Origin of the sequence: Proteus sp. G2609, assembly GCF_963896135.1 — a bacterium.
Taxonomy (GTDB): domain Bacteria; phylum Pseudomonadota; class Gammaproteobacteria; order Enterobacterales; family Enterobacteriaceae; genus Proteus; species Proteus mirabilis.
The window spans coordinates 68,671-82,653 of record NZ_CAWQNB010000008.1; the positions used below are offsets into that span (position 1 = coordinate 68,671).

The window sequence follows — 13,983 nt, forward strand, 5'->3', positions numbered from 1 at the left end:
ACCTATTGATTTTAAGTTATAATACAAAGCGGAGGAACCCCTCCGCTTTTATTGGTATTAACTAATAAGAGAGAACTACTTATTGTATTAATTTATATTCTATTAAATAAAGATTTTCCGTTGTAGGATAAATGTCTTTAATTAAGGCCTTTAAAGCAGGCAAACTCATACCCTCTTGTTGAGCATGAAATTCATTTATCTCATTAAAATTTAAGGGTGATACAGAAATAATTTGTAACTTTCCATAATAAGTGCCATGTTCATTAGATAATAAATCAACAATAGTGTTTGGTTTATAGTGGCTTTCTGCTTCATCCCTAATTGTGATCACTTTAATACCGGCTAAAATTGAAGGGATTAAACGCTCAAAAAATGTAATATCTGTTGGTACAATCGCTGTTGATGCCATTTTATTTCATCTGTTATAAATTGATATTATGTTTATTATAACGGTTAATCTCTCTTGCTAATAGCCAATCTATCATGCTGATGATGAAGGGACTTTTCTCTTTGTAATAATTTTTCTTTGCGCTCAATCCCCCAACGATATCCAGATATTTCACCATTTTGTCTGATAACTCGATGGCAAGGGATCGCCACTGCTAGTTTATTTGATGCACAGGCATTCGCCACTGCTCGATAAGATTTTGGCGAACCAATTTTTTGAGCAATTTCTTGATATGTCATGGTACAACCAAAAGGAATATCTAATAATGCCCGCCAAACTTTTTGTTGAAATACTGTTCCTTGAATATCAAGTGGTAATGCCAAAGGTTGTGTTGGCAGTTCAACAAAACCAATGACTTGGGCAATCAATTTTTCAAACTCTTGGTTTGCACCAACAAGTTCAGCTTGAGGAAATTGTTTTTGTAATTCATCTAATAAACACGCAGGATCATCGCCAAGTGTTATCGCACAAATGCCCTTTTCACTTTGAGCTACAAGGATATGGCCTAATGAGCAGATCCCTACAGCAAAAAAAATCACGATATTTTGTCCACCATTGCGCCAATGGGTTGGCGTCATACCTAATATGGCCGTCGCATTTTCATAAAATCGGCTATTCGCATTAAAGCCTGATTGATATATCGCATCTGTAATTGTTTTATCGCCAGCTAATGCTTTCTTAATTAGTTTGTGCCGATAAGCATTCGCATACTCTTTAGGTGTAATTCCCATTATAGATTTAAATCGTCGATGGAAATAATATGGGCTGGATTGAATATGTGCGGCGATGTCGGCAAGAGAAACATCACCCTGATTTTCTTCAATAAAACGGCAGGCTTGTTCAATAAGTTGATAATGTCTCTTTTCCATTTTAGTTCCTACATTTATGTATGCTGGATGAAGTCCATTATCAATAAACTTCTATTTAGATCACTCCGATTATTGCTCTTTAGTCTGCGCTTTCTTTAGATAATGCCCATAAATAGAGTGAAGCCGTTGAACCATAAGGAGAATAACGTTTACGATAGCGTTCAAAGCGTGTTCTATCTAAGCTTTGATGGCGATATAAACGCATGATACCACGCTGAATAGCTAAATCCCCCCAACTTAAAATATCAGGACGATTAAGTGATGAAATTAATAACATTTCAGCGGTCCAAATGCCAATACCTTTTAATTTTATTAGGGTATTGATCACCGCTTGATCAGACATAGCGGGGATTTGGTCTAAATCTAACGTATGATTTATAACTGAGTCAGCGATACCTTTAATATAGCCGGCTTTACGCATTGTCATTCCACATTGCTGAATATCTTGCTCTGATAAACTAGCAATATGTACAGGAGTATAAATACCATCACATAGGGTAAGTAAGCGTTGCTGAACCGTGGTGGCAGCCGCAACAGAAATTTGCTGTTCAATAATATTTTTAATTAATGCGGTAAATAAATCAGGGGTAAGTGGACGTTTAATTTCCCCTATTCTTTCCATCACCGCGGCTAGACGCTTATCTTTTTGTTTTAAAAAAGAGATCTCTTTTTCACCATACTGAAAATACATAAAATCACGCTACTAATTAAGGTATTTATATAAAACAGTATAGCGTGCACTTCCCCCTGTTATGCACTCTGTTTCTTGCTCTTTTTAGCAAATGTTAATATAAAAAGAGCAAACTATATGATTAATATAATGTTTTCATAATACGTTCAGGCAATTGTGCATCATATTTATCACCATCAAATTGTTGATGAGAAATGGATTTCAATATTTGTCCCGGTGCTGGAATAGTTGATTTATCAGCTAAATATTTGTTTTCCCACAAACCTGAACGAATAAGTGCCCTACCACATTGGAAAAATACGCGCTCAACATGGATGCGCAAGACAGAGCGAGGTAGTGCATTGTTATATTTAAAGCGTGCGAGTGTTTCTTCATCTATTAAAATTTCCGCATGACCATTAATTCGTAATGTTTCATTAATGCCAGGGACTAGCACTAATAAAGCAATCGCGGGATTAATTAACAAATTGCGCATGCTATCAATGCGGTTATTACCACGTCTATCGGGTAATAATAAAGTATGATCGTCTTCAATATGAATAAAACCTGGCTCATCGCCACGAGGAGAAACATCCATACCATCAGCACTATAAGTGGCTAATGCAACAAATGGTGTAGCTTCAATATAAGGGCGATAAAGGGGGTGAATAAAATCCACTTCTTTTAAGACCGATGGTTCGGCAGGTTGACCATAAATCTCTTCCAGTGTTTTCAGATCTTTTACAATGGTATTTTTCATAAGGTGGCCTTGTTATCATTTAGCTCATTCTCATCATATACAAATTTCGTATAAAAAAAAGGTCACCATAAATGTGACCTTTTCATTCAATCTTATCAATCTGTTAAGCCGTTAAAGCAAGTTTGGCACCAAATAATAAGAATACAGCACCAATGCAACTATTCGATAATGATGCTAATCGTTTGTTATGCTTAACCTTATTAGTAATAGCAACGCCACCAAAAATAAGTACAGATAAGTAAAGCATGCTACATATTTCTAATATTACACCTAATACAAAAAAGGGAACCCCTGCATTTTCATATTTAGGATCAATAAATTGAATAAAAAATGACACATAAAAGATGATCATTTTTGGATTTAATAAACTTAAGAAAAGCGCTTTGATATATAAGCCGTTTTTCGCTTTTACAACCTCTACTGCAACCTGTTCCGGCTGCTCTTTTTTCTTATGGAATGTCGCATAGAGTGTTTTTAAACCTAAATAGGTTAAATAAAGTGCACCGGCATACTTGATCACAATAAAGAAAACGGGTGAAGTCTTGACTAATGAAGCAACCCCCAAAAATGCCAAAAAGATTAATAATGCATCACCCGTAAAAACACCAAGAGCGGCTTTATACCCCCCTTTCACGCCATGCTTCGCACTCGAAGTTAGGACGAAAATTGAATTTGGACCTGGTACTAGTGTAATAAAAATAACGCCTAAAAGGTATGTCCAAATATTTGAAATACCAATACTTTCTAACATATGACGCCTTTTTTAAAAAAATAATATGCTGTATATGTGGGCTATCATATCGATATTAATTTTTTTGTAAAACAATAAACTTATATTTAACGATAAATAAGTAAGTTAAACTGGTTTGATAACTAAAACATAGTCTAATAATTCATTTTTTTATTTATATTTGGATTATATGACTGGTTTGAATGCGGGTAATAGTATGGTGCTGAAATTGCTTTTTTTATATAGATAAAATTCTTAATAAAGCATTTTAATAAGAACTATTGGCTGGATTTTTAGTTATTTATGGGGAGAACAACCTATTGTATCGTTAATGTTATAGTCTATTTATCTCTTTGTGATGAGAATCACTGTTATAAGCCATTTTTTATATAGAAATAACCATATATCTTTATGAAAAATAATTATTTTTTATAAATTTTGCATTTTTTAGCACATAAAGTGAGTATAATATTCACAAGGATTTACCAAAGTGATTATTCTTTAGTAGATCTATCCCTATTGTAGATTACCGATAACGTAGTCTTACACATATTACATTGAAATTAGTGATATACATCACCCTGAGCAAATGCTAAGCCACTAAGATGACTTTTTATGGTAACTTTAGTGATACCGGAAAACGTATGATAAAAAGGCTATAATTGCTCAGCAACGACTACTAAAGATGGAACATCGATTATAGCCCGATGCCCTATTTGCTAAAAGATTTACATGTAGCAACAGACACATTGGTGACACTGTCACCTTTATTAGGTGAGTAAGTTGAACCAAATTAATCTACACAAGCGGATCCTCTGTTAGCCTCTTATCGCTTATCATGATTTATCTAGAGAACCATTATGGATGCACAACTGTATAAAGAGTTTAAAATTATAGAAAAAGCGTTTTGGTCAGAGATATGTGAAAACAATATTCGTATTGGTGATCATACCCACTGCTTTATGACACCGATGGACGCGCCTATTTTTAATTTTATCTATCTTCGTCAAGGCGCTAGCGAAAATACTTTCCAACAAGCAAGTACGCTGTTCTCCTCGCAAAAAAAAGGTCACATGCTGGTTCTGCCGGAATCTCTGTTGCCTGAATTTGAAGAGATAATAAAAAAAGCAGGTTATACGGGTGACGGTATGACAACCGCTATGTATCTCTCATTGTCTGATGCGACTTATCCCCCCTATAAAAATAACCCGTGCGATATTATTTTAACTAACCATGATCTTAAACAGTGGGCGCAACCATTGAAAACCGCCTTTCCTGTTGGTGACGATACGATAACTAATGAATATATTCGTTATCACCAAAAAGCGTTAGATAATGGTGCGACGATCCTTCATTATGCATTATTAGTTGCAGGGCAGCCTGTATCATCATTAACGCTGACATTACATGATAAACTAGCAAGATTTGACGATATTGGGACGGATATTGCCTATCAAGGCAATGGTTATGCCACACATTTAATTACTCACGTATTAGAGTTTTGTCGAGAGCAAGGTGTCGAGCGTTGTTTCTTAGATGCGTCAGCGGATGGTCTAGCGCTATATCGTAAATTTGGTTTTAAGCCACTTTTTAACTATTTAAGCTTTATTAACGAATAACTGCCTACATTAAGAAGGCTCAATCAAGTTATTGAACCTTCTTTTCAACCTTTAAAAGACCTACGACAAAGCAAATGCTAACGCTATGTTATCTATGTTAAAATAACACCATTAAGCCATTACTTTCCCTCCAAACAGTGGCGATTAATTTTACCTTGCTAATAACTACTTTCTATATAGCTATCATAGCTATCGTCAATTTCCTCGTATTTATTATTTGATTTACTAGCTAAAACTACACTATTGATCTAGAGTTAGACATAATGTATAAGTTGTTGTACATTTAATCTAACCAGAGTGAAATAGGAAAATACTATGAGTTCACATCTTGTGATGCAAAATATTGAAGCTCTTTCATCGCCAGGGGGGCACTACTCTCATGTTGTTACAGCCAATAATATGTCCTTTATTTCAGGCCTATTACCTTTAGATAAGAACGGCGTGCCATTAACGGATAAACCTATTGAATTTCAAATTAATCAAGTGCTTGAAAATTTAAACGCTTGCCTTATAGGAATAAAAGCACAAAAAACCGATATTGCCCAAGTTAAGATGTATATTACAGACATTAACGAATGGCCTGTTGTCAATGAGTTATATGCAAAATGGATTGGTGAGCATAAACCGGCCAGATTAGTCGCGGGTGTAAAAGAGCTTCATTTTGGCAGTAAAATTGAAATTGAAGCCATGGTGATCAAGGAGCAAACTTTATGAATAAATTAGCGCTTCCTACTTACCCAGATGTGGTTGAAGCACATCAACGTATTTTGCCATATCTTAATAAAACACCTATCTTAACCTCTCGCACTATCAATGAGTTAACGGGTGCTCAATTCTATTTTAAATGCGAAAACTTTCAGCGCATAGGCGCTTTTAAATTTCGCGGAGCAATGAATGCATTATCACAATTTACGGACGAACAGCGCAAAAATGGTGTGATAACTTTTTCATCAGGTAATCATGCTCAAGCTATTGCACTATCGGCAAAATTATTAGGTATTCCAGCTACAATTATCATGCCTGAAGATGCCCCCACAGCTAAAATGCAAGCAACAAAAGGTTATGGTGGTAGAGTCATTCTGTATAACCGTTATACACAAGATCGCGAAGAGATAGGACAAAAACTTGCTCAAGAAGAAGGATTAACTTTAATACCACCTTACGATCATCCTCACGTTATTGCCGGTCAAGGTACTGCAGCTAAAGAGTTATTCGAGGAAGTTGGTGAGTTAGATATGCTGTTTGTTCCCTTAGGGGGCGGTGGTTTACTTTCAGGTTCATTATTATCAACCAAAGCCCTTTCGCCACATTGTAGAATTTTTGGTGTTGAGCCTTTAGCGGGAAATGACGGACAACAATCATTACGCAAAGGTGAGATAATTTATATTGATACGCCAAAAACTATTGCAGATGGCGCACAAACTCAGCATTTAGGCGATTATACTTTTGAGATCATTCGCAACAACGTAGACGATATTTTAACAGCAACAGATGAAGAACTAATTTCTGCTATGCAATTTTATGCTCAGAGAATGAAAATCATTGTAGAGCCTACAGGCTGTTTAAGTTTAGCTGCAGCTCGTCAATTTGGTGATAAGTTAAAAGGCAAAAAAATTGGTATTATTATCAGTGGTGGCAATGTCGATATTATGCAATATGGTCATTTTTTATCACAAAATAATTGAATAACTAGATGTTATTTATTATAAAAAAGCAGTATAGGTTATTTTTTATACTGCTTAATATAATAAAGATATTTTGAAGCTGAGTCTCTGTTAATTAATTGAAAAAGCGATCCCCGCTTCTTTGCATAATTGCGTTAGATCTTCTTTCAATTGTTGGTTTTCTTCAGGTAATAAATCAAGTTGAGGTAAACGCATATGACCACCGTTTAAGCCACGCATAGTTAATGCTGACTTAAATATCGCCATGTTCGCGCCTGATTTCAAAGCATCACTAAATTTCACACAAAATTGTTGCCAGTACTTCGCTTCTTGATAATTACCCGTAATATAGGCTTGATACATATTCACAAATGGCTCAGGGAAAACACAGGCACATCCTGAAACAGTGCCATCACAGCCTGCATCTAATAAACCAAGGAATAATTTATCGTAGCCATGAAGTACTGAAAAATTATCTGCAACCGCTAAATAGCCAAGTGTCGTATTGTTATCGGCAAAACTGTATTTTATACCAATCACATTTTTGCATTGTTGCTGAATTTTAGCCGCTAATTCAGGCTTGATATTATTAGCCGCACATTGTGGAATGTTATAAAGATAGATTGGGAAATTCTCTGGTACGCTATTGGCGATAGTCACAAAATAGTGCTCTAATTCTCTGTCTGTGGCAGCAAAAAATTGTGGCGTCACTACACCAATACCATCGGCACCAATTTCTACAGCATGTTTGGCGAGTTCAATGGTTTCTGTTACCGTCATTGCGCCAACATGAATAAAAACAGGTAAACGTTTATTTGCCGTCTCTACTACGGTTTGCGCCACACTTTTACGCTCTGATGCGGATAAACGCAACATTTCTCCGGTCGTGCCACAAGGATAAAGGCAATCAACACCTTTAGTGATCAACATATTAGTTAATGCAGACAACGCGTTGATGTCCACATGATCATTTGAATCAAACGGAGTAACCATCGCCACTGTAACGCCAAATAATTTTTTCATGTAAGAGCCTTTTATTTATTCAATCAAATTGCTTCAACAATAACGTTAATCGCTAACATTCCGGGATCGTCTAATCCTATCGATTTTTCTGGGAACATACGGGCACGTCCCAATAAATTAGGCTTAGGGCGAAATTCATTTAGCGTATTATTAATACTTTTTAAAGCAGTGGGTTTTAGTTCAGTCAGAGATGAGATCGACGCTAGATCTTCAGATAAATGATAAAGAATATCTAATACTGACTTTTGCCCTAATTCCCCTTTTCCTCTCGCCATCATGCTTTGGTATGCGACCGTCAATAGTGGGGAAATATCGGCAAGCGCTATTTCTTGCAGGTGGTTTTCTTTGCAATATTTGGCCATTGCCATAAAAGCCGTTGCTTGCAAAGTACCAAAAGAAGACGCACAGGCTTTTTGTAATGATTTGCTGCATTGAAAAAGCGCTTTACTTAAATCGTCAGGCCAATCTTGGGCATCGTTAGCAATTTGTCGCCATCCTTTTTGCATGGTTACCCCTAAATCACCGTCACCAAGTTGGCTATCTGCTTCACATAGTCTATTTTGAGACTGTTCACAGGCAATTGCGATACGTTGTACAGCAAGTTTTATATTATCGAGTGTAATATTAGTCATCATCACACTCTCCAAAATGCACAGTGAGCAGGTGCATTCAATAAAGCTTCAAGCTCATCATCAAGTTTACAAAAAGTTAAGCTAGCACCGGTCATTTCCATTGATGTTGCATAACGGCCGACTAATGGATGAATGATAGTCGCCCCTGTATTATCAATAAGTTGAACAACTTTATTATATAAAATATAGAGTTCTTCTAAAGGCGTTGCACCTAACGAGTTGACTAGAACTGAGACTTTATCACCCTTTTTTAGTGATAATTCGGTTTGTAAACGTTGAAACATTTCTTCAGCAATATCATCTGCACTACGTAATTTATCGCGCCAAATTCCTGGTTCACCGTGGATCCCCATTCCCATTTCCATTTCATCGTCAGCTATTTCAAAGGTAGGATGTCCAACAGCGGGTAAGGTGCAAGATGTTAAGGCACAGCCTATTGTTCGCGTGTTTTCCATGGTTTTTTGAGCAATGCGGGTCACCTCATCAAGAGTTGCCCCTTCTTGAGCTTTGGCTCCTGCCATTTTAAAACCATAAATCATTCCAGCCACACCACGACGTTTATGCGCTTCTTCTGGTGTTGCAGAAGCAATATCATCTGTCGCTAACACCGTTGTACATCGAATATTATCTTCAAAATCTACCGTTTCAGAGGCCATATCAAAATTCATAATATCGCCACCATAATTACCATAGAGCAGTAATACCCCCTGCCCATTATCCGCAGCGCGTATCGCATCAGCCATTAGATCTGCTGACGGTGAGGCAAATACATCACCGACTGCGGCGGCATCTAATAAACCTTCACCTACATATCCGGTGAAAACGGGAAGGTGCCCTGATCCTCCGCCAGTAACAATTCCCACTTTAGCTTTATCTGAGCTGTTAGCACGCGTAATTAAACGTGGTTGTGGTTGACGATAAATATCATTATGTGCAAGGCATAAGCCAGCTAATGTTTCATCAACATAATTTTCTGGTTTATTTAATATCTTTTTCATAAAAACACCCGATATTTTTATTTATCTACGGATATTGCCCTCTTAAATTAAAAATTAATTATTTAAGAAGCATTTTCCCTGGTATTGGATAGAATATGTGTATATTTTTTGAAAATAATAAATAGCTTATTAGTTATTTGGTTTTAAATGCGCTCCTAATTTGCATAGCGACAATTAATAGGAAAACACTGGCTAATACAATTGAAATAGGTCTATTAACAAAATTAATTAGCTCTCCGTCCGATTTCATCAACGAAGAAAGTAAATTCTTCTCTAGCATCGGTCCTAAAATCATCCCTAATATAATCGGTGAGATTGGAAAGTTACGCTGTTGAAGAAAATAGCCGATAACTCCCATCACCATCATAACCACAATGGATGACATCGTATTGGTAATAGCAAATGAACCGACAATACTAAATAAAATAATTGCTGGATAAAGAATTGCATTATCAATAGCAACAATTTTCTTTAAAAAATTAACAACAATAAAAGCTATAGGTAATAAGATTAAATTCGCAATAAAGAAAATGATAAAAACGGCGTACAGTTTATCTGGATTAAATAAAAAGAGAGTTGGTCCAGGTTGCATATCTTTCATATACAATACACCAATGATAATAGCTGCCGCAGAATCACCGGGAATACCAAAAACCAATGAAGGTATCCAACTTCCTGCTAAACTAGCATTATTACTTGCTGATGCATCAACAATACCTTCTTCTGAGCCTTGCCCATACTTTTGCGGTTTTTTTGATAATTTTTTAGATACTGCATAAGAGATCCACGCAGCGATATCGGCACCAGCACCGGGTAAAGCACCTATCAATGTACCAATAATACCACTACGGAAAATGCCCCCTTTACGTTGGCAAACAACCTTTCCCACTCCTTTAAAAATATTATATGAGCTATTATCTGTATTAACTGCTAATTTAATTTGCTTTTCTTTCCAGCGATCGACGTAATATTTAATCGCACCAGAGATAGCAAATAGCCCTATCATGGCGGGAATAAAACTAACACCTTGCATTAAAGAGACTTCACCAAAGGTGAAACGGGCTTGTCCTGTAAATTCATCGTAGCCAATAGTGGCTAAAGCAATACCGAAAAACAGTGCTAGCAAACTTTTTCTAATTTGAGCGCCAGAAACAATAGTGGCGCAGCTTAATCCAATTAAAGTAAGCCACATATATTCGTAAGAGCTAAATTTAAGTGCAAACTCGGCTAACAACGGAGCGGTTGACGCTAAAATAATTGTGCCGATCACCCCACCAATAACGGAGCTTGTTAATGACATCCCTAATACACGATTAGTTTTACCTTCTTTAACCAATGTATGGGCATCGTTAGTATAAGCTGCAGAGGCGGGTGTTCCGGGAATATTTAATAATGCCCCTGGAATATCGCCGGCAAATATCGAGGATGCACCTACGGAGATCATCAGTGCTAATGCAGGAATTGGATCAAGAAAGAAAGTAAAAGGCACCATTAAAGCAATTGCCATGGTTGATGTTAACCCCGGAATTGCTCCAACAAATAAACCAAATAAGCAAGCGCCTATGACAACAAGTATTGTCGTGTAATCAATATAAGCTAATGCGCTAATAAATATATCCATACTGTTTTTCTCTATTTATTAAAATAATTGAGGTAGCGGTACTAACAGTACAGCGGTAAATAAATAGTAAACGCCTAATACAATTCCAGCAGAAATAATAAAACTAAATATCGGTTTTACTTTTGCGTATTTCATCATTAATGGTGCAATAACAATAAATCCCGTAACAATAAAACCAAGGTATTCAGCAAAAAACACATAAAATAGAATGATACCAATAATTAATAACACAAATTTTATTTCATGCCATGTCACCAAAGGTGTATCCATTTGCTGCTTTTTTGCAAAAATATCTAATAATGAAAAAACAATCATTCCTCCACCAATTAGTGAAGGCATAAAAGCCGCACCATATTCACTAAAATCACCTAATGAATAGGCGCTATAAATAATAAGAAATAATCCAAATAGGCAAAATATAAATGATAATATATGACGATTTAGCATAGGCATAAAAACGGCTATTATCAGCCGTTTCCTCAGTTATTTTTTTATAATTTCGCCAAACTTTTTATCTTCATTGGCCATAAATTGTGTCGCATCATCACCATACAATTCAATGACTTCAAATCCTTGTTTATTAGCAAATTCAGCTAATTCACCTGAAGCATAAACTTTCTTCATTGCTGCGGTAAGCTTATCTTGTGCTTCTTTATCAAGCCCTTTAGGGGCAACTAACATATTCCATGCTTGTAAATCCCAATCATAACCTGTTGCTTCTTTAAAGAGAGGAACATCAGGATAAAATGCCGATTTTTCATTAGACATAATGGCCATATGTTTGACTAATCCGGCTTTTACCATACTGTCAGCCTCACCTAATGAAGACGTTACAATATCAACGCCCCCTGAAGCTAACTCTTGTAATGCAGCACTAGCTCCTTGGGAAGGAATAAAGCGGATTGCGTTATCAGGTAAACCTGCTGCACGTAACATGCCAATATTATTAAGATGCCAGATAGAGTTTAATCCACTCCCTGACGCTTTTAATTTTCCTGGGTTGGCTTTGGCATAATCGATAATTTCTTGTGCATTATTAAAAGGCGATGATTTTGCAACTTGTAATCCACCGTAGATTACCGCTAAACGTGTGATCGGGGTATAATCTTGATAGGTTAAATTAGTCATCCCCTGATGATGCATCATCGCAATTTCAACCGTGGCAATACCTAATGTGTAACCATCTGGCTTGGCATTTTTAATAGCATCATGTCCAACAACGCCACTTCCTCCGGTCTTATTAACGACATTAACCGTCACACCTAATTCTTCTTGTAATCCTTTTGCTGCTAAACGAGCAACGGTATCTGTATTGCCACCAGCAGCCCAAGGAACAATAATCGTAATAGGTTTTTCAGGCCATTGTGCAAAAGCAGGAACAGTAAAAACAGAACTGCATAGGGTCAGAGCTAAGAGAGTTTTTTTCATTATATGCACCTTTTCTCATTGCAGATTACTTGTGGTCGAATATCTTCAATTCTTAATTTAAGACGGGCTTGTACTTGTGATAGTGAAGGCATTGAAGTCACCCCTTTTTGTTCTATAAATGCAGACAAGAAAGCACTAGCAAATAAAACACTTTCTGGCATTGTGCCTCCTGCGGCTATTTTTGAGGCAAATGCACCATTAAAAGCATCTGTTGCTGCCATCGTATCAACACGTAGAGAAGGTAGTGGCGGAATATGAAAAGTATTCCTCCCATCAAAATACACCACGCCTAATTCATCTATGTAGATAATCACTTTTTTCTTTTCGTTACCGGCAATAATCTCTACGGCTTGCTTGGCATCATTAATCGTATTAATTTCAATACCTGACCAATCTGAAGCTTGGTAAGCGTTTAACGTAATAAAATCTACATATAAATAAAGTTGTTTTAAATCATCGCTATACGGAGCGACATTAAGTATGACGGTTTTATTAATAGAATGAGCAAAAGAAGCGGCTTTCACATTAGCATCAATATTAATTTCCCCTTGCAGTAATAACACGTCAGCTTCACTAATATAAGGCAGTGATATATCGACCTCTTGCAGGGTAAAAGTGTTATTTGCGCCTAAATAGGTAGCCGTAATATTATTTTGGGTTTTATCTGCTAAATAGCTAATTGAGCTACCTGTTGGCTCTATTTCTGTTTGAAAAATAGTAAATGAATCAATACCGCTCTCTTGCAAATATTTATAAGCATACTTACTAAAATGATCTTCACCGACTTTGGTAATTAAATGCACTTTTGCATCAGAAAAACTGGCAGAAATGGCTTGATTCGTCCCTTTTCCACCCGGACCTATTGAGTTTCCTTTTGAATTTACCAATTCCCCTACACGAGGAAATGCATCAACATTAGCAATAATGTCCACCACAAAAGAGCCTAATACACACACTTTACCTTCTGGTGTTTTCTTTTTATGTTCTTTGACGATCAATAAATCGTGTAGTAAGCATGAGATATCAAAACTATCACTAAATTTACTGATCTTTTTTATTTCTTGTTTCCCTAGTATGGCGCCACCATGACAACGTTTGATCAACCCTTCATTTTCGAGGTATTTCAAATCACTGCGGATCGTTTCTAATGTGACGTTGAATCTTTCCGCTAGCTGAGCCACTTTAACTTTTTTCTGTTCCCTAATAATGCTATAGATTTCCTGTCGTCTTTCTTCTGAAAACATATAAAGTGCCTCCGTATCATTAATACGAGAATAAGGATATCCAGCCGATGATTTTGCGATAACATTCAAAACAAAAAACCAAAAACGGAAGCAAAACCAAATCCGAACAACTTAGATCACATTTTTTTAACAGTAATTCAATTGTGATAGCTGGAAAATGAGAGATGAAACGAATCTTTATCTGATGAGGAGTTTGTTAAGCGTAAGAAAAATCAGTCTATTATAAGTGCATTGATTTTCAATGTTCTATTTTAGAACCAGCTGATTTTGTAAATAC

The 13,983-nt window shown here is 36.4% G+C and carries 15 protein-coding genes; 3 read left to right on the plus strand and 12 right to left on the minus strand.

Annotated features, from left to right (window positions below):
* Window positions 1-79: 79 nt before the first annotated feature.
* The 5 genes from yqfB to leuE form a co-directional block, all read right to left on the minus strand.
* The gene (gene yqfB, locus AACV01_RS02755; protein WP_036894919.1) at window positions 80-409 is read right to left on the minus strand and encodes a N(4)-acetylcytidine aminohydrolase; all 330 of its coding nucleotides are present in this window, start codon (window positions 407-409) and stop codon (window positions 80-82) included.
* Between the two features lie 44 nt (window positions 410-453).
* On the minus strand, window positions 454-1,317 hold the full coding sequence (locus tag AACV01_RS02760; RefSeq protein ID WP_161682382.1) for a methylated-DNA--[protein]-cysteine S-methyltransferase: 864 nt from the start codon (window positions 1,315-1,317) through the stop codon (window positions 454-456).
* A 79-nt stretch (window positions 1,318-1,396) separates the two neighbouring features.
* Complete coding sequence (locus AACV01_RS02765) at window positions 1,397-2,008, minus strand: DNA-3-methyladenine glycosylase family protein (RefSeq protein ID WP_004248053.1); 612 nt, start codon at window positions 2,006-2,008, stop codon at window positions 1,397-1,399.
* Between the two features lie 121 nt (window positions 2,009-2,129).
* The gene (locus AACV01_RS02770) at window positions 2,130-2,747 is read right to left on the minus strand and encodes a pyridoxamine 5'-phosphate oxidase family protein (RefSeq protein WP_004242912.1); all 618 of its coding nucleotides are present in this window, start codon (window positions 2,745-2,747) and stop codon (window positions 2,130-2,132) included.
* Window positions 2,748-2,850: 103 nt separating this feature from the next.
* Window positions 2,851-3,498, minus strand: a complete 648-nt coding sequence (leuE, locus tag AACV01_RS02775) for a leucine efflux protein LeuE (protein ID WP_004248051.1) — start codon at window positions 3,496-3,498, stop codon at window positions 2,851-2,853.
* A gap of 839 nt (window positions 3,499-4,337) precedes the next feature.
* On the opposite strand from leuE, the gene AACV01_RS02780 reads away from it, so the two are divergent.
* The 3 genes from AACV01_RS02780 to AACV01_RS02790 all read left to right on the plus strand — a co-directional run bounded on the left by AACV01_RS02780 (window position 4,338) and on the right by AACV01_RS02790 (window position 6,781).
* On the plus strand, window positions 4,338-5,096 hold the full coding sequence (locus tag AACV01_RS02780; RefSeq protein WP_004242909.1) for a GNAT family N-acetyltransferase: 759 nt from the start codon (window positions 4,338-4,340) through the stop codon (window positions 5,094-5,096).
* 315 nt (window positions 5,097-5,411) lie between these two features.
* On the plus strand, window positions 5,412-5,810 hold the full coding sequence (locus AACV01_RS02785; protein ID WP_004248050.1) for a RidA family protein: 399 nt from the start codon (window positions 5,412-5,414) through the stop codon (window positions 5,808-5,810).
* A complete protein-coding gene (locus tag AACV01_RS02790) occupies window positions 5,807-6,781 on the plus strand; it encodes a threo-3-hydroxy-L-aspartate ammonia-lyase (RefSeq protein ID WP_060554655.1) in 975 nt (324 codons plus the stop codon). The genes AACV01_RS02785 and AACV01_RS02790 overlap by 4 nt, the downstream gene beginning before the upstream one ends.
* Window positions 6,782-6,871: 90 nt before the next feature.
* On the opposite strand, the gene AACV01_RS02795 is transcribed toward AACV01_RS02790, so the two are convergent.
* From AACV01_RS02795 to AACV01_RS02825, 7 genes are all read right to left on the minus strand, one after another.
* The gene (locus AACV01_RS02795; RefSeq protein ID WP_046334802.1) at window positions 6,872-7,783 is read right to left on the minus strand and encodes a dihydrodipicolinate synthase family protein; all 912 of its coding nucleotides are present in this window, start codon (window positions 7,781-7,783) and stop codon (window positions 6,872-6,874) included.
* Between the two features lie 23 nt (window positions 7,784-7,806).
* A complete protein-coding gene (locus AACV01_RS02800) occupies window positions 7,807-8,418 on the minus strand; it encodes a dihydroxyacetone kinase subunit L (RefSeq protein ID WP_017827726.1) in 612 nt (203 codons plus the stop codon).
* Entirely contained in the window at window positions 8,418-9,413 is a 996-nt protein-coding gene (locus tag AACV01_RS02805; RefSeq protein WP_017628117.1) for a dihydroxyacetone kinase subunit DhaK, read from the minus strand. The genes AACV01_RS02800 and AACV01_RS02805 overlap by 1 nt, the downstream gene beginning before the upstream one ends.
* A 133-nt stretch (window positions 9,414-9,546) precedes the next feature.
* Window positions 9,547-11,034 carry a tripartite tricarboxylate transporter permease gene (locus AACV01_RS02810; protein WP_004248045.1) on the minus strand — a complete coding sequence of 496 codons (1,488 nt, stop codon included), beginning with the start codon at window positions 11,032-11,034 and terminating at the stop codon, window positions 9,547-9,549.
* A gap of 18 nt (window positions 11,035-11,052) precedes the next feature.
* On the minus strand, window positions 11,053-11,487 hold the full coding sequence (locus AACV01_RS02815; protein WP_012367913.1) for a tripartite tricarboxylate transporter TctB family protein: 435 nt from the start codon (window positions 11,485-11,487) through the stop codon (window positions 11,053-11,055).
* Between the two features lie 30 nt (window positions 11,488-11,517).
* Entirely contained in the window at window positions 11,518-12,462 is a 945-nt protein-coding gene (locus tag AACV01_RS02820) for a tripartite tricarboxylate transporter substrate binding protein (protein ID WP_004242895.1), read from the minus strand.
* Window positions 12,462-13,706, minus strand: a complete 1,245-nt coding sequence (locus AACV01_RS02825; protein WP_004242894.1) for a PfkB family carbohydrate kinase — start codon at window positions 13,704-13,706, stop codon at window positions 12,462-12,464. The genes AACV01_RS02820 and AACV01_RS02825 overlap by 1 nt, the downstream gene beginning before the upstream one ends.
* Window positions 13,707-13,983: the final 277 nt, after the last annotated feature.